Annotated in this window: 18 protein-coding genes; 13 read left to right on the forward strand and 5 right to left on the reverse strand. The window is 70.2% G+C overall.

Annotated features, from left to right (window positions below; all coding sequences use genetic code 11):
• Positions 1-2: 2 nt before the first annotated feature.
• On the reverse strand, positions 3-1,454 hold the full coding sequence (locus AB0I69_RS01690; RefSeq protein ID WP_363093463.1) for a cytosine permease: 1,452 nt from the start codon (positions 1,452-1,454) through the stop codon (positions 3-5).
• 136 nt (positions 1,455-1,590) lie between these two features.
• Here AB0I69_RS01690 and panD point away from each other — a divergent pair, with 136 nt between their 5' ends.
• The 4 genes from panD to AB0I69_RS01710 all read left to right on the forward strand — a co-directional run bounded on the left by panD (position 1,591) and on the right by AB0I69_RS01710 (position 3,725).
• A complete protein-coding gene (gene panD, locus AB0I69_RS01695; protein WP_363093464.1) occupies positions 1,591-2,010 on the forward strand; it encodes an aspartate 1-decarboxylase in 420 nt (139 codons plus the stop codon).
• Positions 2,011-2,033: 23 nt separating this feature from the next.
• Positions 2,034-2,378, forward strand: coding sequence for a GNAT family N-acetyltransferase (locus AB0I69_RS01700; RefSeq protein WP_363093465.1), 345 nt, complete (start codon positions 2,034-2,036; stop codon positions 2,376-2,378).
• A 29-nt stretch (positions 2,379-2,407) separates the two neighbouring features.
• Complete coding sequence (locus AB0I69_RS01705) at positions 2,408-3,046, forward strand: aspartate/glutamate racemase family protein (RefSeq protein ID WP_363093466.1); 639 nt, start codon at positions 2,408-2,410, stop codon at positions 3,044-3,046.
• A 325-nt stretch (positions 3,047-3,371) separates the two neighbouring features.
• Positions 3,372-3,725: a VOC family protein gene (locus AB0I69_RS01710; protein WP_363093467.1), complete on the forward strand. Its 354-nt coding sequence runs from the start codon at positions 3,372-3,374 to the stop codon at positions 3,723-3,725.
• Between the two features lie 39 nt (positions 3,726-3,764).
• On the opposite strand, the gene gndA is transcribed toward AB0I69_RS01710, so the two are convergent.
• On the reverse strand, positions 3,765-5,204 hold the full coding sequence (gene gndA / locus AB0I69_RS01715) for an NADP-dependent phosphogluconate dehydrogenase (RefSeq protein ID WP_363093469.1): 1,440 nt from the start codon (positions 5,202-5,204) through the stop codon (positions 3,765-3,767).
• A gap of 233 nt (positions 5,205-5,437) precedes the next feature.
• Between gndA and AB0I69_RS01720 the strand changes: the two genes are divergently transcribed.
• Positions 5,438-6,667 carry a transglycosylase family protein gene (locus AB0I69_RS01720; protein ID WP_363093471.1) on the forward strand — a complete coding sequence of 410 codons (1,230 nt, stop codon included), beginning with the start codon at positions 5,438-5,440 and terminating at the stop codon, positions 6,665-6,667.
• On the opposite strand, the gene AB0I69_RS01725 is transcribed toward AB0I69_RS01720, so the two are convergent.
• Entirely contained in the window at positions 6,657-7,796 is a 1,140-nt protein-coding gene (locus tag AB0I69_RS01725) for a DMT family transporter (RefSeq protein ID WP_363093473.1), read from the reverse strand. The genes AB0I69_RS01720 and AB0I69_RS01725 overlap by 11 nt on opposite strands.
• Before the next feature lie 209 nt (positions 7,797-8,005).
• On the opposite strand from AB0I69_RS01725, the gene AB0I69_RS01730 reads away from it, so the two are divergent.
• The 8 genes from AB0I69_RS01730 to AB0I69_RS01765 all read left to right on the forward strand — a co-directional run bounded on the left by AB0I69_RS01730 (position 8,006) and on the right by AB0I69_RS01765 (position 19,687).
• Positions 8,006-8,755, forward strand: a complete 750-nt coding sequence (locus AB0I69_RS01730; protein ID WP_363093474.1) for a (2Fe-2S)-binding protein — start codon at positions 8,006-8,008, stop codon at positions 8,753-8,755.
• Positions 8,756-8,794: 39 nt separating this feature from the next.
• Positions 8,795-9,946, forward strand: a complete 1,152-nt coding sequence (glgA, locus tag AB0I69_RS01735; RefSeq protein WP_363093476.1) for a glycogen synthase — start codon at positions 8,795-8,797, stop codon at positions 9,944-9,946.
• Between the two features lie 51 nt (positions 9,947-9,997).
• Positions 9,998-11,218 carry a glucose-1-phosphate adenylyltransferase gene (glgC, locus tag AB0I69_RS01740; protein WP_363093478.1) on the forward strand — a complete coding sequence of 407 codons (1,221 nt, stop codon included), beginning with the start codon at positions 9,998-10,000 and terminating at the stop codon, positions 11,216-11,218.
• 122 nt (positions 11,219-11,340) lie between these two features.
• Complete coding sequence (locus AB0I69_RS01745) at positions 11,341-13,956, forward strand: PA14 domain-containing protein (RefSeq protein WP_363093479.1); 2,616 nt, start codon at positions 11,341-11,343, stop codon at positions 13,954-13,956.
• Positions 13,957-13,985: 29 nt separating this feature from the next.
• Positions 13,986-16,301 (forward strand): GH92 family glycosyl hydrolase, encoded by a 2,316-nt coding sequence (locus tag AB0I69_RS01750; RefSeq protein ID WP_363093480.1) that lies wholly within the window; start codon positions 13,986-13,988, stop codon positions 16,299-16,301.
• A 155-nt stretch (positions 16,302-16,456) separates the two neighbouring features.
• Positions 16,457-17,782: a wax ester/triacylglycerol synthase family O-acyltransferase gene (locus AB0I69_RS01755; protein WP_363093482.1), complete on the forward strand. Its 1,326-nt coding sequence runs from the start codon at positions 16,457-16,459 to the stop codon at positions 17,780-17,782.
• A gap of 105 nt (positions 17,783-17,887) precedes the next feature.
• Entirely contained in the window at positions 17,888-19,381 is a 1,494-nt protein-coding gene (locus AB0I69_RS01760) for an SDR family NAD(P)-dependent oxidoreductase (protein WP_363093483.1), read from the forward strand.
• A 72-nt stretch (positions 19,382-19,453) separates the two neighbouring features.
• A complete protein-coding gene (locus tag AB0I69_RS01765; RefSeq protein WP_363093485.1) occupies positions 19,454-19,687 on the forward strand; it encodes a hypothetical protein in 234 nt (77 codons plus the stop codon).
• 13 nt (positions 19,688-19,700) lie between these two features.
• On the opposite strand, the gene AB0I69_RS01770 is transcribed toward AB0I69_RS01765, so the two are convergent.
• Positions 19,701-20,531 (reverse strand): SDR family oxidoreductase, encoded by an 831-nt coding sequence (locus AB0I69_RS01770; protein WP_363093486.1) that lies wholly within the window; start codon positions 20,529-20,531, stop codon positions 19,701-19,703.
• A 25-nt stretch (positions 20,532-20,556) separates the two neighbouring features.
• A complete protein-coding gene (locus AB0I69_RS01775) occupies positions 20,557-21,132 on the reverse strand; it encodes an HD domain-containing protein (protein ID WP_363093487.1) in 576 nt (191 codons plus the stop codon).
• Between the last annotated feature and the right edge of the window lie 315 nt (positions 21,133-21,447).

The raw sequence follows: 21,447 nt of genomic DNA on the forward strand, positions 1-21,447 counted from the left end.
CGTCAGGGCTCGCGGTGTTCGTGCGCCGCCTTCTCCAACTCCGCGGCCTCCGCCTCGGCCACCCGGATCTCGGCCTCCACGTCGATCGAGCGGCTCAGCCACCAGTACAGCAACCCGGCCACCGGCAGCCCGACGAACAGGGAGAGGTCGGCGCCGTCCATGGCGTGCGCGATCGGGCCGACGTAGAGCGTGCCGACGGAGAAGAACGGCACCATGACGCCGAAGCCCACCAGGTAGGAGATGATGCCGTGCCAGCCCCAACGGCCGTAGATGCCATGGGGGTTGAAGATCTCCGCGATGGCGTAGTGACCGCGGCGCACCACGTAGTAGTCCATCAGGTTGACCGCGGTCCACGGGATGAACAGATAGAGCACCAGCAGCAGGAAGTTGTTGAAGTTGGTGAGGAAGTCGGAGGTCGCGGCGAATGCGCCGGCCAGGGAGAGCGCGGCGGTCAGCCCGATCGTCAACGCCCTGACGCCCACGGTCGGATGGACCTTCTTGAACGAGTCGATCGCGCTGATCAGGGTCAGTGAACCGCCGTACATGTTCAGCGCGGTCACGGAGACCAGACCGAGCGTGGCGAAGAGGAGCACGATCGCGCCGAAGCCGCTGAACACCTTGTCGCCGGCCGCGTTGATCGAGCGGATCGTGTCGAAGTCCTTGCCCGCCCAGGCGGCGAGCAGCGCGCCCAGCGTCATCAGCCAGACCCCGCCGAGCGCCGAGCCGAAGTAGGTCCAGTAGAAGGTCTTGCGGACGGTCACGTTCGGCGGGAGGTAGCGCGAGTAGTCCGAGACGTAGATCGCCCAGCTGATCTGGTAGCCCGCGACCACGCCGAACTGCGCGAGGAACGGCGTCCAGGAGAAGCCGCCGAGGTCGAAGGAGCCCGCTGGGTAGTGCAGGGTCGCCAGCACGCCCACGGTGAAGATCCCGAAGACGACCAGGAAGGTGTACGTCAGGAACTGCTCCGCCTTGTGGATGACGTCGTAGCCCACCAGCGCGATCACGAACCCGACCACGGTGACCACGGCCACCCACATCTTGGTGTTGCCGTGCACCGTGGTGTGCAGGGCCTCACCGGCGAGGATCGTGTTGAAGACGTTGAAGCCCGCGTACTGCACATAGGCGAACAGCCACACCAGCAGGGCCCCGACATAGCCGAACTGGGGCCTCGACTGGATCATCTGCGGCAGTCCGAGCTGCGGGCCCTGGGCCGAGTGGAAGGCCATGAAGAACGTGCCGAGCAGGGTGCCCGCGACGATCGCGATGAGCGACCAGATGAGGTTTCCGCCCTCGGTGATGCTGATCAGGCCCACCGCCAGCGTGGCGATCTGCGCGTTCGACATGAACCACAGGGGGCCCAGGTGCCACAGCTTGCCGTGGCGCTCGTCGAGGGGGACATAGTCGATGGAACGTATCTCCAGCCCCGACACCCGGGGCTCTGATGCGGTGGTCACGGCGCCTCCCAGGTGCGGATCCAGCCTCTGTGGCCACATTCATCCCCCGCAGGAGCCGCCGCAACCGCTCCGGATACTGTGAAGAACGCCCTTGACCCGCGGCCGCGGGCAGGGAGCCGAGTTCCGGGAGTCTCCGATGCTGCGCAGCATGTTCAAATCCAAGATCCACCGTGCCACCGTCACCCAGGCCGACCTGCACTACGTCGGCTCGGTCACCATCGACGCCGACCTGCTGGACGCCGCCGATCTGCTGCCCGGTGAGCTGGTCCACATCGTCGACATCACCAACGGCGCCCGCCTGGAGACGTACGTCATCGAGGGCGAGCGAGGCACCGGCGTCATCGGGATCAACGGGGCCGCCGCCCACCTCGTGCATCCCGGGGACCTGGTGATCATCATCAGTTACGCTCAGGTGTCCGACGCCGAGGCGCGGGCGCTTCGGCCCCGGGTCGTGCACGTGGACTCCGCCAACCGGATCGTGGGCCTGGGCGCCGACCCGTCCGAGCCGGTGCCGGGTTCGGAGCAGGCGCGCAGCCCGCAGGCCGTCACGGCCTGACCATCGCACCAGTGAGGATGCCCATGAGCGAGATCGAGATCCGCGACGACCGGGCGGCGGGCCGCCTGGAGGCGATCGGCGACGGCGAAGTCGTAGGCCACATCGAGTACTTCGTCCTCGAATCCCCCGAGCGCGCCCTCGTCCCGGTCCACACGCTCGTGGAACCGGCCCACGAGGGAAAGGGCATCGCGGGCTCACTGGCCCGCGAGCTGTACGGCATCGCCGCCCGCGAGGGCATCGTCGTCGCGCCGCTCTGCCCGTACGTCGTGAAGTGGGCGGCACGCCACCCCGACGAAGCTCCGGCTGCCGACCCGGAGTTGCTGCGCGCGGCGATGGAGTGGCTGACGGCGCATCCCGGTCGCTTCTAGCCCACCGTTCTCAGAAAGGCCCCGCCCGCATGCTCGCCCTGCTGCACACCTCGCCCGCCCACGTCCCGGTCTTCGACGCACTGCGCGACGAGGACCACCAGGGCCTGGAACTACGGCACTTCGTCGACGAGGAACTGTTGGCGCGGGCCCGGCGCGAGGGACCGGAAGCGGTGGCAGGCGCGGTGCGGGACGCGGTGGACGAGGCCGTCGCCGAAGGGGCTCGGGCGGTGCTGTGCACGTGCTCGACCATCGGCGGGGTCGCGGAGACGGCCGGTGCGCAGGCCGGAGTGCCGGTGCTGCGCGGTGACCGTCCGATGGCGGCGGCTGCCGTGGCCGTCGGTCCACGCGTCGTCGTGGCCGCCACGTTGGAGAGCACTCTGCAGCCGACCGTGGCGCTCGTCGAGGAGGAGGGCAGGCGGATCGGCCGCCCCCTCGAAGTCCGCACACTGCTCGTTGCCGGCGCCTGGTCCCGCTTCGAGGCCGGCGACACCGAGGGGTGCGCGCGTCTGGTGGCGGACGCCGTGGACGCGGTCACCGGCGCCGACGCGATCGTGCTCGCGCAGGGTTCCATGGCACCGGCCCAGCACCTCACGACCACGGTGATCCCGGTGCTGTCGAGCCCCCGCCCGGGGCTGGCCGCCGGTGCCCGGGCGGCGCGCGCCGGCTGAGCCCAGCCGGGTGAGTGGCGGCGCGGGTGACGGGTAGGTGGGGGAGTAGTCCAGAGCCGACGTACCCATTGGCTGGAGGACACGATGACCGACCCGTACCCCGACCCCGTCCCCCCGGGTCCGACCCCGGGCCCCGTGCCCACACCGTTCCCGGACCCCGAGCGCCCGGTACCGTTCCCCACACCACCGCCGGACCCCCGCCCCACCCCGGACCCGTCCCCGATCCCGCCGGGCCCGGAACCGGTACCGAACCCGGAACCGGGACCACCGCTCACCTGACACGGGTCACCCGGCATCGGCCCGGTCGCGCTGGCACGATGACCCCATGGAACGTGTGCTGGGAATCGGCGGATACTTCCTGCGGGCCACCGACCCGGAGGCGATCGGCGCGTGGTACCGGGACTGCCTCGGCCTCGATGCCGACGAGCACGGTCTGTGGGGTCAGGAGGCCGGGCCGACGGTGTTCGCGGCCTTCGAGTCCGGGACCGACTACTTCGGGTCCCGCACCCAGCAGACCATGCTCAACTTCCGGGTCCGCGACCTCGACGCGATGCTCGCGCAGCTGCGCGCCAAGGGCGCGGACGTCACCGGGGAGACGCAGGACATGGACGGCATCGGCCGATTCGGCTGGGTCACCGATCCGGAGGGCAACCGGATCGAGCTGTGGCAGCCCGCCTGACCGTCTCATCGGCAGGCGGGCCCGGCACAGCGGGAGAGGTCAGCCGGAGACCTCCGAGCGGTCACCGCCCCAGAGGGTGTGGAAGGAGCCGTCCCGGTCCACCCGGCGATACGTGTGCGCCCCGAAGAAGTCCCGCTGCCCCTGCGTCAGCGCCGCCGGCAGCCGCTCGGCGCGCAGCGCGTCGTAGTAGGCGAGGGCCGCGGAGAAACCGGGGGTCGGAACGCCCTGGCGGGTCGCCGCGACGACGACCTCGCGCCAGTCGTCCTGCGCCGCAGCGATCTCCTGCGCGAACGTCTCGTCGGACAGCAGGCTCGGCAGGTCCGCGCGAGCGTCGTAGGCGGCGCGGATGCGGTCGAGGAAGGCCGCGCGGATGATGCAGCCGCCGCGCCAGATCGAGGAGACCGCGCCGAGGTCGACGTTCCAGTCGTACTCCTCGCTGCCCGCCGCGATCTCGTGGAAGCCCTGCGTGTACGACACGATCTTCGACGCGTACAGCGCCTGCTCGACCCGGTCCGCGAAGGCCGCCGCCTCCGACTCGTTCAGCGGGGAGGCCGTGGGTCCGGCCAGGCCGCGCGAGGCCTCGCGCAGTGCCGCGTGCCCGGAGAGGGAGCGGGCGAAGACCGCCTCCGCGATGCCCGAGACCGGAACGCCGAGGTCGAGGGCGATCTGGACCGTCCAGCGGCCCGTGCCCTTCTGCTCGGCCTGGTCGACGACCACGTCCACGAACGGCTTGCCGGTGGCCGCGTCCACGTGGGACAACACCTCGGCGGTGATCTCGATCAGGTAGGAGTCCAGCCGGCCCGTGTTCCAGGTGCGGAAGATGTCCGCGATCTGCGCGGGGGAGTACCCGGCGACATCGCGCAGCAGCTGGTACGCCTCGCCGATCAGTTGCATGTCGGCGTACTCGATGCCGTTGTGCACCATCTTCACGAAGTGCCCGGCGCCGTCGGGACCCACGTGGGTCACACAGGGAGCCCCGTCCTCCGCCTTCGCGGAGATCTTCTCCAGCATCGGACCGAGCGAGTCGTACGACTCCTTCGGGCCACCCGGCATGATGCTCGGCCCGTGCAGCGCGCCCTCCTCGCCGCCGGAGACGCCCATGCCGACGAAGTGGATGCCCTGTTCGCGCAGGTCGCGCTCCCGGCGCCGGGTGTCCGCGAAGTGCGCGTTGCCGCCGTCGATGATCATGTCGCCGGGTTCGAGGAGTGGGGCGAACTCCTGGATCACGGCGTCCGTCGGGTCACCGGCCTTCACCATGATGACCAGGCGGCGGGGCCGCTCCAGCGCCGCCACGAAGTCCTTGGCCGTCTCCGCGGCGATGAAGTCGCCCTCGCTCCCGAACCCCTCCACCAGGTCGCGCGTGCGGGACGGCGTCCGGTTGTGCACGGCGACCGTGTAGCCGTTGCGCGCGAAGTTGCGGGCGAGGTTGCGGCCCATGACCGCGAGACCCGTGACGCCGATCTGCGCTGAAGTGCTCATTCGGTTGGCTCCTAAGGATCAGGAAGGTCCTGACATCGGTGGTACCGGTGGTGCCCCGCCAGTATTGCCGCACTGACCATCCTGGCCCGCCGGTACCCCGACCGCACGTGCTCAGCGGGACCGGAGCGGGTTACCGGTCACTTGAGCCACAGGGCGGCCGGTTGCCGTCTTGTCATGGCCTGTTCGGGGCGCTTATTTTTGGCCCTCCTGACGCATGTGGAGGGGGATTCCCCATGGCGCTACGCGGTCGGCACCGCCGGTATCAGCCGAGCAGGATCAACCGGGCCTCGCTGCTCACGGTCACGGCGGGCGGCGCGGGCATCGCGATCCCGCTCGTCGGCGCCGGCGCGGGCACCGCCCAGGCGGCAGATGTGAGCACCTGGAACAAGGTCGCGGCCTGCGAGTCCAGCGGCGACTGGAGCATCAACACCGGCAACGGGTATTACGGCGGGCTCCAGTTCACCCAGTCCACCTGGGAGGCCTACGGCGGTACGGCGTACGCGCACCGCGCGGATCAGGCCACCCGGGACCAGCAGATCGCCATAGCGGAGAAGGTGCTCAAGGGCCAGGGACCCGGCGCCTGGCCGGTGTGCTCGGTACGCGCCGGACTCACCAGGGGCGGCGGCACCCCCGACATCCACGTCGGCGGCACCAAGACCGAGGCCACCAAGGCCGCCAAGTCCAAGGCCGCGAACGCCAAGACGCAGACCGTCGTCAAGCGGTCCGTGAAGGACGTCCAGCCGCAGACCACACCGCAGTCCCGCGCGGGCACCGCCGAGATGTACACGGTCGTGCGCGGCGACACCCTCTCCGGGATCGCCGACACCGAGCGCGTCGACGGCGGCTGGCACGCGCTCTACGCCGCGAACCGCACGACCGTCGGCAGCGATCCCGACCTGATCCTGCCGGGCCAGCGGCTCAGCCTGCACGCCAAGGCCGATCCCACGGCCCACACCACGACGAAACCGGCCACCAAGTCGTCGACCACCAAGTCCACGAAGAAGAAGGCATCTTCGGACACCGCCGAGAAGGTCACCCACAAGAAGACGTCGACGAGTCACTCCCTCGTCGCCCCCGTGAACGCCCCCATCGGCACCTCGTACCACGCGGAGGGCTCCTCCTGGTCGAAGGGCTATCACACGGGCGTCGACTTCCTTGTCCCCACCGGCACTTCGGTGAAGGCCATCGAGAAGGGGACGGTCGTCAGCGCCGGGTGGGCGGGGTCGTACGGCTACCAGGTGGTGATCCGGCACGCCGACGGGCGGTACTCGCAGTACGCGCACCTGTCCGCGATCTCGGTGCGGGACGGTCAGTCGGTCGGCGAGGGGCAGCGCATCGGGCGGTCGGGGTCCACCGGAAACACCACGGGCCCGCATCTGCACTTCGAGGTGCGGACGGGGCCCGGCTTCGGCAGCGACATCGACCCGCTCGCCTATCTGCGGGCCGGCGGCGTCAGGATTTGACTCGGGTACGGTGCCGGTCGTGGACCGGCATCATCACGTACAGGCCGGCGTGGAACGGACCGAAGTAGCTGGGCGGTTCAGCCGACCCGGCCGGCTCCAGGGTCTCGTAACCCTCGCCGGCCGGGATCGCCGCCGGGGCCGGTACGAGGATCTCGGCGCCCTGTGCGTCGGCTGTGATGTCCGCGGCCCGCACGCCGACGTTCGCGCTCACGTCGACGGGCTGTCCAGGGAGGGCGTCCAGCAACTCCTCGATGGGCGAGGGCGCCAGGGGAGCCGTGGTGGTGTCGGCCGGTGCGGTCTTCTCCAGCCGCTCCGTGGTCAGCAGGATCAGGCCGCCCGCGGCGACCACTGCGGCGCTCAGGGCGAGCAGGGTGCCCGTCGTGCCGTAGCGGAAGGTCTCACCGAACATCGTGATGCCGACCGCTGCCGCCACCACCGGGTTCACGACCGTCAGGACCGCCAGCGGAGCCGCCAGACCGGCGCCCCGGTAGGAGGCCTGCGACAGCATCAGACCGGCCACCGCGAACACCGCGATCACGCCCAGGAACGGGATGTCGGTCGCCGAGACCGCGCCGTTGTCCCAGTCGACCGTCACCGTCTTCGTGAACACCGAGGACATGCCGAAGGCTATGCCGGACGCGGTCGCCAGCAGCACGCTGCGGACCGCCGGGTGCCGGTGCGCCGCGCGGCCCGCGATCATCAGGGTCACGACCACCGCGCCGGTGAACACGGCCACGGACACCCGCTGGGCGGTGCTCAGCGACTGCCCCTCGGACGTACCCACCAGGGACAGCAGACCCGCGAGGCCGATCGTCGCCATGATGGCGCCGCGCCAGGCGGTGGAGCCGGCCTTGCGGCCGACGAACAGGGCCGCCATCGGCAGCGCGAACACGATCGTCAGCGCGCCGAGCGGCTGCACCAGGCTCAGCGGGCCGTAGGCCAGCGCCACCACGTGCAGCAGACCGCCCGTGCCGTTCAACGCGACCGCCGCCCACCAGCTCGGGCGGCGCAGCGGCGCGTACTCCTGGTCGGGAGAGGACACCGCGACGCGCTCCTGCACGATCGCGCCGCCGGCGTAGGCCACTGCGGAGACGAGCGACAGCACGATGGACAACGCGAGGGCGCTCATCGGCAGCTCCTCTGCGTCAGGCGGGCGCCTCTGGCACCACGCGGCGAACGGTCGGCTTCCATACACAACACGATGCCGCTTGATGTTCTTCCCGTCGTCGTACCTGAGCACCGATTGGGTAGTACTGCCGATGGAGTACGAAAGGCCCCTTGTCCTCCCCAAGGTGGGTGACACCGGACGACACCCCCTGGGGGGAACCCCTAAGAGCCTTGGTACTACTGCTCTTCGTGGACCTCGACCCCGAACTCGCCGCGCTCCGCCCCCTCGGCGGCTTCTTCGTACTACGCACGGGCGGAGCCCCGCACGGCCCGCTGCCGACGCTCGCGCAGGCCTACGAAAACCCGGCGACGGAGGTTTACGGAAATTCCCTGACTTTTCGTGTCCGCGTCGTCGCGGACCGCCTCCAAGCCCCTGAGCTGCGCATTGCCGCCTCGATCGCCCAACAGGCGCTCGCGGCCCGGCTGTGGTCGGTGGCGCTCGGCTGCGCCGCCCTGTACGACCGGATCCCCGACCTCGACCCGCGAATGCTGCACTGGGACGCCGACCGCAGCGCACCGGACGACCTGTGGCTGGCCGAGGTGCGCCCGCTGCCGGCCGACGCCCTCGCCGAGACCGTGCTCCACGGCCACCTCGAACCGCTGAACGCGGCCCTGGTCTCCCACTACCGCATGTCCACGGGCCTGCTGCGGGGCAACGCGGCCTCCGCGCTGGCGGGCGCGGCCCGGGAACTGGACCGGTGGGCACGCGCGCGTGGCCGTACGGAAGTGGCCACGCGCGCGCGGGCGCTCACCGCGGAACTCTTCGCCGACCCGCTCCTCGCCGGAACCGGAACGTTCACCGGCACCTCCTTCCGGCGCCGCAGCTGCTGCCTCTACTATCGGGTCCCTGGTGGCGGGGTGTGCGGGGACTGCTGCTTCACACAGCCGCCGGGCTCTTCCCGAAACGCCGCTTCTGGGTGACCATGAGGGCAATCAGCCGCCGAGAACAAGGGGTTTCGGGTGCGAGTGGGACTGCTGACCCGGGAGTACCCGCCGGACGTGTACGGCGGCGCGGGCGTCCATGTGGAGTTCCTCGCCCGGGAGTTGAGGCCCCTGGTCGATCTCGACGTGCACTGCTGGGGCGAGGGCCGCACGGAAGGCGTCGTACGCCACCGCTCCTGGCCCACCCTCGACGGCGCCAACGACGCACTGCGGACCTTCTCCGTGGACCTCTCCATGGCCGCCGCCCTCGAAGGCCGCGAACTCGTCCACTCCCACACCTGGTACGCCAACCTCGCAGGACACTTCGCCAAGCTCCTCCACGGCGTCCCGCACGTGATGACCGCCCACTCCCTGGAGCCGCTGCGCCCCTGGAAGGCCGAGCAGCTCGGCGGCGGATACGCCCTCTCCAGCTGGGCCGAGCGCACCGCGATCGAGGCCGCCGACGGCGTGATCGCCGTATCGGGAGCCATGCGCGAGGACATCCTCACCTGCTACCCGTCGCTGGACCCCGCCAAGGTGCAGGTCGTCCACAACGGCATCGACACCACGCTCTACCAGCCCGACCACGGCACCGACGTCCTCACCCGGCTCGGCATCGACCCCGACCGCCCCTACGTCCTCTTCGTCGGCCGCATCACCCGCCAGAAAGGCGTGCCCCATCTGCTGCGCGCCGTGCGGAACATCGACCCGGCCGCCCAGGTCGTGCTGTGCGCGGGCGCGCCGGACACCCCCGAGATCGACCGGGAGTTCCGCGATCTCTTCCAGGAGCTGAGCAGTGTCCGCGCGGGCGTGCACTGGATCCCGCAGATGCTGCCGCGCCCGGAAGTGATCCAACTCCTCACCCACGCCACCGTGTTCGCCTGCCCCTCGGTGTACGAACCCCTCGGGATCGTCAACCTTGAGGCGATGGCCTGCGGTACGGCCGTGGTGGCCTCGCGGGTCGGAGGCATCCCGGAGGTGGTGGCACACGGGGAGTCGGGGCTCCTGGTGTCCGTCGACGACGACTTCGAGGCGAACCTGACACTGGCCCTCGACTCCGTGCTCGCCGACCCGGAGACTGCGAAACGGATGGGCGAGGCCGGGCGGGAGCGCGCGGTGGGCGAGTTCGGCTGGGACGCCGTGGCGCTGCGCACCGCGCGGCTCTACGGGGAGATCCTCAAACAGGCTTAGTGTGCGCTGCTCAGGGGCAGGCTGGGGTCAACCAGGGTGAGGGGAGCGGCCATGCGTCGTGGCGGACCTTCGGTGCTCGGGATCGTACTGGCGGGCGGTGAGGGCAAGCGGCTGATGCCCTTGACCGCCGACCGGGCCAAACCCGCGGTCACCTTCGGCGGAACGTACCGCCTCGTGGACTTCGTACTGTCCAATCTCGTCAACGCCGACATTCTGCGCATCTGCGTCCTCACGCAGTACAAGTCGCACTCGCTGGACCGCCACATCACCACCACCTGGCGCATGTCCAGCCTGCTCGGCAACTACGTCACGCCCGTCCCGGCCCAGCAGCGCCTCGGCCCGCGCTGGTACCTCGGCAGCGCGGACGCGATCCTGCAGTCGCTGAACCTGATCTACGACGAACGCCCCGAGTACGTCGCGGTGTTCGGCGCCGACCACGTTTACCGCATGGACCCGCGCCAGATGCTCGCCCAGCACATCGAGAGCGGCGCGGGCGTCACGGTGGCCGGCATCCGGGTCCCGCGCGTCGAGTCCTCGCAGTTCGGCGTGATCACCCCCGGCTCGGACGGCCAGACGGTCGAGCGCTTCCTGGAGAAGCCCGCCGATCCGCCCGGCCTGGTGGACGACCCGGAGTGCGTCTACGCCTCGATGGGCAACTACATCTTCACCACCAAGGCGCTGATAGAGGCCCTCCAGCGGGACGCGGAGGACATCGGCTCGGTCCACGACATGGGCGGTTCGATCCTGCCCGCGCTCACCGACCGGGGCGAGGCCGCGCTGTACGACTTCAGCGCCAACCACGTCCCCGGCGAGACCACCCGCGACCAGGGCTACTGGCGGGACGTCGGCACGCTGGACGCGTACTACGACGCCCACATGGACCTCATCGCCGAGCGCCCCGCCTTCAACCTCTACAACCGCAACTGGCCCATCTACACCCACTCCGGCCAGCTCTCCCCGGCCCGCTTCAACGCCGGCGGCATGGCCAGCGAGTCGATCATCAGCTCCGGGTGCCTCATCCGCGGCCAGGTCACGCGCTCGGTGCTCTCCCCGGGCGTGGTGGTCGACCCCGGAGCCGTCGTCCAGGGCTCGATCCTGCACGACAACGTGCACATAGGCCGGGGCGCGGTGGTCCGGGGCGCCGTCCTGGACAAGAACGTCGAGGTACCGCCGGGCGCGACGATAGGCGTCAACCCGGAGCGGGACGCCGACCTGTACACGGTGTCGAAGGGTGGGGTCATCGCGCTCGGGAAGGGCCAACTGGTCACGTAACGGCGGTCCATGGCCCCGGTGCATTTCGGCCGCACCGGGGCTTTGTCATGTCCCTGGACGGAATCCGGAATCCGTGTTGTCATGCCAACTGCTGCCCATGACAACGTTGTTATGGAGGTTCCGTGCGCATCAGACGACTCAGAGACCGACTCGCGCTACTCCTCGCCCTGGCCCTCGGCATCGCCGGGCTGGCCGCCGTCCCCACCGCGAGCGCCACCGCCGCAGACGACCCCGTCGTGATCCACGGCCTGAAGGGCGAGTACTACACCCAGTCCGCCCCCGGCGCCTTCGACTTCGCCGACCTCAAGGCCACCGGCTTCGACCCGAACCTCGACTTCGACAACCTCGAACCCCGACTCGCCTTCACCACCGGCCAGTCCGACGACGTGAACGTCCGCTGGACCGGCAAGCTCGTCCCGACGAAGTCCGGCCCCCACACCTTCTCGATCATCGGCGACAACGGCTTCCGGCTGTGGATCGGCGGACAGCTCGTCATCGACCACTGGGTCGACGACTGGGACCAGGAACAGACCTCCGCCCCGGTCGAGTTGACCGCCGGCACGGCCTACGACATCAAGGTCGAGTACTTCGAGCACTACGGCGGCTCCAACCTCCATGTGCGCTGGACCGAGCCCGGCGGCACGAAGACGGCCATCCCGCAGTCGGCGTTCCGCCTCCCCGACGGCTACGACTACGACGGCGCCCTCGCCGCCACGGTCACGAGCACCGGCCGCACCCTGAAACTCGACTTCGCCCAGCCCCTCGCCGCGCCCCCGGCCGACCTGACCGACCACCTCGAAGCGGTGATCGGCGGCGCCAAGTGGCCGCTGGGAACTGCCGAGTTGGATCCGGCGGACCCGCGCACCCTGCTCATCCCGCTCAGCGAACCGGTCGTAGGCAACAAGACGGGCACCGCACCCGGCACCGCGGACATCCGCTACGACGGCGAAGCCGGCCTCGCCTCAGCAGATGGCAACGTTATCAACGGCTTCTGGAGCACCGGCCCGAACCACTCCACCTACGAACTGCGCACCCAGTGGGCCGACCAGGTGGGCCCGCACAACGCCCTCCCCGAGTACCCGCGCCCGCAACTCACCCGCACCGACTGGCGCAACCTCAACGGGAGTTGGCAGTTCGCCGCGGCCACGGCAGGGGAGCAGCCGCCGGTCGGCAGGAACCTGGCCGAGCGCATCCTCGTCCCGTACCCCGTCGAGTCCCAGCTCTCCGGCCTCGAACGGCACGAGGACCGCATGTGGTACCGCCGCACCTTCACCGTCCCCGCCGACTGGAGGATCGGCTCCGGCAAGCGGCTGATGCTCAACTTCGGCGCCGTCGACTGGCGGGCCGAGGTCTACGTCAACGGCACCAAGGTCACCGAACATCAGGGCGGCTACGACAAGTTCAGCGCCGACGTCACCGACGCGTTGAAGCCCGGCCGTACCCAGGAGTTGATCGTGGGCGTCTACGACCCCACCGACGCGGCGAACGGCGAGAACCCGCCGATCGGCAAGCAACGCCTGGACCCGAGCGGCATCTGGTACACCCCGACCTCGGGCATCTGGCAGACGGTCTGGATGGAACCGGTCGCCCCCGACCACGTCGACTCCCTAAAGCTCACCCCCGACGTCGCCAGGAGCCAACTCACCGTCGATGCAAAGGGAGTTCGGGACGGCGTACCGATCACGGCGACGGCGTACGACGGAAAACGCGAGGTCGCCACGGCACACGGCCGCACCGGCGCCCCGCTGACCCTGACCATCCGCAACCCGCGCCTCTGGTCACCCGACGACCCGTTCCTCTACGACCTGAAGGTCACCGTCGGCCATGACCGCGTCGGCAGTTACTTCGGGATGCGCTCGATCGCCGTCGAGAAGGTCAACGGCGTCCCGCGCACGGTCCTCAACGGCAAGCCCATCTTCATGATGGCCACCCTCGACCAGGGCTTCTGGCCGGACGGTCTCTACACCGCTCCGACCGACGAGGCGCTCGCCCATGACCTCAGGATTCACAAGGAGTTGGGCTTCAACGCCGTGCGCAAGCACATCAAGGTCGAGCCCGACCGCTGGTTCTACTGGGCCGACCGGCTGGGCCTCATGGTGTGGCAGGACATGCCCGCGATGACCGCCGGCGTGAACCCCTCTCCCGCCGCACGCGCCGAGTACGAGCGCGAGATGAAGCAGATGATCGACGAGCACATCAGCAGCCCGTCGGTCGTCATGTGGGTGACGTTCAACGAGGGTTGGGGCCAGTACGACGAGGCCCGGATCGCCGACCAGGCGAAGGCCTGGGACCCGACCCGGCTCGTCAACAGCATGTCCGGCATCAACCTCGGTGTCGACGGCGGCACCGGCGACATCATCGACGAACACGGCTATCCCAGCCCCGCCCTGCCACCCCACCCGGACGGTCAACGCGCCCTGGTCAGCGGCGAGTACGGCGGACTCGGGCTCGCAGTGCCCGGCCACGCGTGGTCGGTCCAGCAGTCGTACGTCGACGTCGACCCGGCGGCCTACACCGACGACTACCTCGCCAAGCTCGCCGAGGTGCACGCCCTGACCTGCCAGGGGAGCAACGGCGCGGTCTACACCCAAATCTCGGACGTCGAGGGCGAGTTGAACGGCCTGATGACCTACGACCGCCGCGTACTCAAACCCGACGCCCAGCGGGTGAAGGCCGCTCAACAGGCCCTGATCCGCGACGCCTCGCAGGCGACTCCCGCGAACTGCCCGTCCACCTGACCCCTTTCGCCAACTGGAGGCCCACCCGCATGAGATGGACCCGGCGCCTGCGCCTGTGCGTGGCGGGGGCGGTGGCAGCGTCCGCGCTGTTCGCCGTCCCCGGCACCGCCCAGGCCTCGACCGACAGCCGACTCACCGATCTGGTCAACCCGTTCATCGGTACCGAGAACGACGGGAACACCTATCCCGGCGCCGCCGTGCCTTTCGGCATGGTGCAGTTCTCGCCGGACACCGGCCACAACACCGGATACGACTACTCCCAGAACCACATCCGCGGCTTCTCCCTCGTGCACCTCTCCGGCGTCGGCTGCGGCCTGGGCGGTGACCTGCCCGTGCTGCCGACGACCGGTGACGTGACGCAGACGGACTACGCCCAGTACGCGGCCGAGTTCAGCCACGACGACGAGCACGCGAGCCCCGGCTACTACCAAGTCGGCCTGAAATCAGGCATCGAGGCCGAACTGACGGCGACCGCGCGCACCGGCGTCCAGCGCTACACGTTCCCGGCCACCGACAAGGCCAACGTCCTGCTGAACGCGGCCCAGTCGCTGCACAGCGGGGTCACCTCGAAGGTGGAGGTCCTCGACAACCGGACCGTGCGCACGACGATCACCGGCCGCGGTTTTTGCCAGGACACCAAGCCGTACACCGTCTACACGGTTACGCGCTTCGACCGGCCCTTCACCACCTACGGCACGTGGAACGGCGGTACGGTGACCGCCGGTTCGAAGAGTGGGACCGGCGGTGCGTACGTCCGCTTCGACACGACGAAGGACCGTACGGTCGAGGCGACCACGGCTCTCTCGTACGTCGACGCGCACGGTGCCGCCGTCAACCTCCGTGCGGAGGGCGGCCGTTCCTTCGACACCGTGCGCCACCGGGCCCAACAGGCCTGGGAGGACCGGCTCGACGACGTCCGTGCGCAGGGCGGCTCCGACAGCCTGCGCCGGACCTTCTACTCGTCCCTGTACCGGTCCTTCCTCGCACCCAACATCGGCAGTGACGCCGACGGCCGCTACACCGGCTGGGACCAACAGATCCACCGGGCAAGGGACTTCACCTACTACCAGAACTGGTCCCTGTGGGACACCTACCGCACCCAGTCCCAACTCCTCGCCCTCCTCGCACCCCGCGAGGCACGCGACATGGCGATCTCGGTGATCAAGATCGACGAGGAGAGCGGCTGGCTGCCCAAGTGGGGCTACGGCACGGTCGAGACGAACATCATGACCGGCGACCCGGTCACCCCGTTCCTCACCAACGCATACCAACAGGGGCTCCTGAAGGGCTACGAGGAGCGCGCCTACCGGGCGTTGAAGCAGAACGCCGACGGCGTGCCGCCCACCGACTCGGCGGCCGTGGGCCGGGAGGCGAACAAGGAGTACATCGCCGAAGGGTTCGCGCCTTACATCAAGGACCGCCCGCACGCGAAGCCGGGAGACTCCGACTACGACCACGGCGCCTCGGCCACCCTGGAGTACGCACTCTCGGACGCGATGCTCGCGCAGATGGCCCGCGACCTCGGGCACGACGCCGACGCCGCTCGCTATGCCGCCCGCGCCCAGAGCTACCGGAACATCTTCGACCCCTCGACCGGCTTCTTCCGCGCCCGTGACGCCTCCGGCGCCTTTGTCGGACCGGCCGACCCGGCGCAGAGCGAGGGCTTCCACGAGGGCACGTCGTGGCAGTACCAGTGGCTGGTGCCGCAGGACCTGCCCGGCATGGTCGACCTCATCGGCGGCCGGCAGGCGGCCAACGACCGGCTCGACTCCTTCTTCGCCTACGACCAACTGCTGGCCGACCCGGCGAAGACCGCGCGTGAGGTGTGGGTCAACGGGCCGTACGACTACTACAACGCGGACAAGTACAACCCGCAGAACGAGCCCGACCTGATCGCCCCGTACACCTACCTCTCGACCGGCCAGCCCTGGAAGACGACCGACGTCGTCCATGCCGCGCTGACCCTGTTCACGGACGGCCCGACCGGCATGACCGGCAACGACGACCTCGGCACGATGTCCGCGTGGAACGTGCTGTCGTCGATCGGGATCTTCCCGGTGCAGCCCGGCTACGACACCTGGGGCCTGTCCACGCCCGTCTTCGACCGGGTCGACCTGACCCTGGACCGCCGCTACTACCCGCACGGCGCCCTCACCATCAAGGCGACCGGCAGCTCCGCCACCGACCGCTACATCCAGGAGGCCCGGACGGACGGGGCGTCGTACGACCGGACGTACCTGACGACCGGCGATCTCCGCTCCGTACGGTCGCTCGACTTCACGGTCGGCCCGCACCCGTCGGAGTGGGGTACATCACCCCAGGCGGCACCACCTGCACTGAAGTGATCTCAGGCGCCTCATGAGTCCCGCCCCTCTCAGAGGGGTGGGACCGGGGCCGGATGTAATCTGCTGTTAACTGTGCGTAGCTTGATCGTACTTGACCGTAATCGCTTGTCACCGCTTGACTGCTGGCTCACCCCTAGTCGACGCGAGGCAAGCAATTGACTTCTGACCTGCTCGCTCCTCTCGACCTTGCGTTCTGGAACATCGAGTCCGACCGGAACCCGATGCACCTGGGCGCACTCGGCGTCTTCTCGGCGCACTCGCCGACCGCGGGAGCCCACGCCGCCGACCTCCTCGCCGCCCGCGCCGCCGCCGTCCCCGGGCTGCGGATGCGCATCCGGGACGTGTGGCAGCCGCTGTCCCTGTCCTTCGGGAGCGCGGCCCGCGAGGCCGACCCCGACTTCGACCCGCTCCACCACGTCCGGCTGCACGCCCCGACCGCCGACTTCCAGGAGGTCGCGGGCCGGCTCATGGAACGCCCGCTGGAGCGCGGCCGGCCCCCGTGGGAAGCGCATGTGCTGCCCGGCGAGGACGGCGTCTCCTTCGCCGTGCTGTTCAAGTTCCACCACGCCCTGGCCGACGGACTGCGGGCACTGGCGCTCGCCGCCGCCATCCTCGACCCGATGGACATGCCCGAGCGCCGCCCGCGCCCCGCAGAACCCGCGCGGGGCCTCCTGCCCGACGTGCGCAAGCTGCCCGGGCTGGTCCGCGGTGCCCTGTCCGACGTAGGCCGGGCTCTCGACATCGGGGCGTCCGTCGCCCGCTCCACTCTGGACGTCCGCTCGTCGTCGGCGCTGACCTCCGACGCCTCGGGCACCCGCCGTACCGCCGGAGTCGTCGTAGACCTCGACGACGTGCACCGGATCCGCAAGACCGTCGGCGGCACCGTCAACGACGTGCTCATCGCCGTCGTCGCGGGCGCCCTGCGCCGCTGGCTCGACGAACGCGGCGACGGCAGCGAGGGCGTCGCCCCCCGCGCCCTCATCCCCGTCTCCAAACGCCGCCCGCGCACCGCGCAGCCACAGGGCAACCGGCTCTCCGGCTACCTGATACGGCTGCCCGTCGACGACCCGGACCCCCTCGCCCGGCTCGCATCGGTGCGCACCGCCATGGACCGCAACAAGGACGCGGGACCCAACCGGGGCGCCGGCGCCGTCGCCCTGCTCGCCGACCACGTCCCCGCGCTCGGCCACCGGCTCGGCGGACCCCTCGCAGCGCAGGCCGCCCGGCTCTGGTTCGACATCCTGGTCACCAGCGTCCCGCTGCCCGGCATCGGCCTCAAACTCGGCGGCAACCCGGTCACCGCGGTCTTCCCGTTCGCCCCGCTGGCCCGCGGCCAGTCCCTCGCGGTCGCCGTCTCGACGTTCCGCGGACAGGTCCACTACGGCCTTGTCGCGGACGCCGAGGCCGTACCGGATCTCGATGTGTTCGCCCGCGCCCTCACCGAGGAGGTGGAGACGCTCATCACCGCCTGCGGGTCGTGACCTGGCGCGGGTTTGGTGCTGCGGCCCGGCGCTCCGTAAAATTCCGGGTTCGACGGTGTGCGCGATCGAGCGCCGCCGCGGATGACCCAAGGAAACGGCAGCGCGATGACGGTGACAGAGAACGGCTCCACGACCCCGGACGAGGTCGTGTACGGGCCCGGCATCGACCCCGAGCGGCTGGCCGTCTGCCTCAGCGTGCTCGACGAACTGGAGAAGATCGACGTCGACCACCCCGACGCGATCACCGTGCGCCGCGCCACCGCGGGCATCTACCGCAGCGTCAAGCAGCGCCGCCGCCAGGACCGCCGGGCCGCGAAGACCGCGCACGACAAGGCCGTCACCGAGTCCACCGCGACCGGCTCCGCCCAGCGCATCGACGACGAGACCGAGGGCCTCCTCCCGTCGTCGGTGACGGAGGAGGGCCGGATCGCCGGGATACTCCAGCGCCCCCGCTCCTGCTACACCTGCAAGACCCGCTACGTGGAAGTCGACTACTTCTACCACCAGCTCTGTCCCGACTGCGCCCGCCTGAACCGCGAGAAGCGCGACGACCACGCCGACCTCACCGGCAAGCGCGCCCTGCTCACCGGCGGCCGAGCCAAGATCGGCATGTACATCGCGCTCCGACTGCTGCGCGACGGCGCCCACACGACGATCACCACGCGCTTCCCGAAGGACGCCATCCGCCGCTTCAAGGCCATGGACGACTCCGCGGACTGGCTGCACCGCCTGGAGGTCGTCGGCATGGACCTCCGCGACCCCGCACAGGCCGTCGCCCTCGCCGACCAGATCGCCGAGGCGGGCCCCCTCGACATCCTCATCAACAACGCGACCCAGACCGTACGCCGCCTGCCCTCCGCCTACGCCGCCCTCGTCGACGGCGAGAGCGCCCCGCTGCCCGCCGGTGAGCTGCCCGCCCATCACGTCATCGGCGCCTTCGGCTCCGGCGCGGTCGACGGCCTGGCCGCGCTGCCCGTCGGCATCAGCGGTCTCGACGCCCAGCAGGTCGCCGACCTCGCCCTGGTCGCGGGCAACGCCAGCGTCGCCCGGCACCTCGACGGCACCGCCATCGACGCCGGCGGCCTCGTCCCCGATGTCGTCGACACCAACACCTGGGTGCAGACCATCGAGCAGATCTCCCCGGTGGAGCTGCTGGAGACCCAACTCTGCAACTACACAGCCCCGTTCATCCTGATCAGCAAGCTTCGCCCGGCCATGGCCGCCGCCGCCAAGGCCGCGAGGAGCGGGCGCGCTTACATCGTCAACGTCTCGGCGATGGAGGGCGTCTTCGGCCGCGGCTACAAGGGCGCCGGGCACCCCAACACCAACGCCGCCAAGGCCGCGATGAACATGGTGACCCGCACCAGCGGCCAGGAGATGTTCCAGAGCGACGGCATCCTCATGACCTCGGTCGACACCGGCTGGATCACCGACGAACGCCCCCACTACGACAAGCTCCGCCTCGCCGAGGAGGGCTTCCACGCACCGCTCGACCTGGTCGACGGGGCCGCCCGGGTCTACGATCCGATTGTGCGTGGCGAGCAGGGCGAGGACCTGTACGGCGTCTTCCTGAAGGACTACGCGCCCGGTAAGTGGTAACCCGCCACCCTGGACGTGGGCCCGGGCGTCCGGCGGGTTCCGGCCCTGGTGAACACCGCGCGAGGAGTTCCCATGGCCAGTACACACGGCATCGATCCGAGGGCCTTCAAGGACCCGCGCAACCACTATCCGACCGATGACGAGTTCTACGCGAGCGACCGCCCGGCCCACCCCGTTCTGCCGGAGGACCGTCCGCGCGGTGGCGGGCCCACGACTGCGGTGAAGCACCGCGGGACCTGGGCCACCGTCGCGCTCGTCGCCGGAATCGTCCTGCTGATCCTGGTGGGGATCGCGCTGTTCCCGTGAGGAAGCCGAGCCGTCATCTGTGAGGTGGCGCGGACGGCTGTGGCTGGGGTGGCGCGGCCGACCTCAGCCGGTCGTGGACGGCGTATCCGCCGGCGGTCCGCGCCGCCCTGACCCGGGTCCCGCCGTCCACCAGCAGATCCGCGCCGGTGACCCACTCGGCCTGGTCGGAGGCCAGCCACAGCACGGCCCGTGCGATGTCGGCCGGCTCCCCGATCCGGCCGAGCGGCAGCCCGGCGGCGACCTCCGCCTCGCCGGGCTCCCACACGAACCGAGCCATCTCGGTGCGGACCAGCCCGGGGGAGACGGAGTTCACCCGCACCTTCGGCGCGAGCTCGCCCGCGAGCTGCTGGGTGAGGTGGAGGAGGGCCGCCTTGCTGGTGCCGTACGCGCCGACGTTCGGCCCGACATGCCCGGCGCCCTCCGTGCACACGTTGACCACCGCGCCGCCGTGCTCCCGCATCCACGCCCGCCACACGCACTGCACCAGCCGCAGCGGCGCTTCGACGTTCATGGTGAACGCCGTCCGCCACGCGTTCGGATCGGCCTCCATGAGCGGTCCGTACGGCTGGTTCGTCGCCGCGTTGTTGACCAGTACGTCGATCCGCCCGAAGGCGCGCAGCGCGAACTCGGTCAGCTCCCGCAGATGCTCCGGGTCGGCGACATCCCCGGCCAGACCGGCACCGCCCAGCTCCGCCGCCGCCCGCTGCACCTCGTCGGCATCCCGCGCGGTCACGCAGACCAGTGCTCCGGCCCCGGCGAACGCCTCGGCGACCGCGCGTCCGATCCCGCGCGTGCCCCCGGTGACCACGGCGACCCGGCCGCGCATACCGTACGACGACGTCATCGCCGTACCGTCTCATGACGGACCGTCAGTCGACAGCCCCCAGGCGGGAGTTGGGCAGTCGTGAGTGCTGGGCGGCGACGATGCCCAGCACCGTGCGCCAGTCCTCCAGGACGCCGGCGTCGAGGCCGACGACCTTGGCCGCGTCGTCGGCCTGGCGCAGGGTGACCGCGTCGTCGGCGTGCGGGTCGCGTTCGAAGGCGGCTGCCTCCGCCGGGGACATCCGGCCGCCCTGTGCCCGCAGGGTCAGCGTGCTCTGCGCGGACAGGTCGTGGCCCGGCGAGGACGTGGCCAGATAGCGCTTCGCCGGCACGTGCAGGCGGACCAGCCGGGCGACCCGCTCACCCAGCAGGCCGCGCACCGCGTCCGCCGCGTGGTCCGCGTGTCCCGCGTCGTCGCCGGGCTGCAGCAGATGCCCGATGTCGTGAACCAGGCCGGCGATCTGAAGTTCCTTGTCGGCGGGGCGACTTCGGCGCAGCAGCGCGGCCGTCTGCAGCGCGTGGTCGTGCAGATCGACCGGATCACCGCTCCGGTCGGGGGTGTCCCAGGCGCCCCGACAGGCGTACAGCAGATCCATCAGCTCCTCGACGCTGCGCAACTCCATGCGTCAGTCCTCCCGCGAGACAGCCCGTGCGGAACGTCAGCAGATCATGGCCGGCTTTCGACTCGGCCAACGGCACCTGAACTGCGCGACGCCTTCAGTGACGTAGGTCATGTTCTCGCTCGTGCGTGCGCACATGTAGGGCGCGCGGGTGGTCGGCAAACCGCGCATGATGTAACAAACCGGCTCAGATCATGGCTGAAGAACACGGGGAGACTTGCAATAGTTACCCCATGTTTTCAGCCCCATCGAGCGGCGGCCCGCTCATTTGGTTAACCTGAGGCGGACGGACAGCGACAAGGGGTCCCACCCACACCC

This window comes from Streptomyces sp. NPDC050508 (assembly GCF_040655155.1).
Lineage (GTDB): Bacteria > Actinomycetota > Actinomycetes > Streptomycetales > Streptomycetaceae > Streptomyces.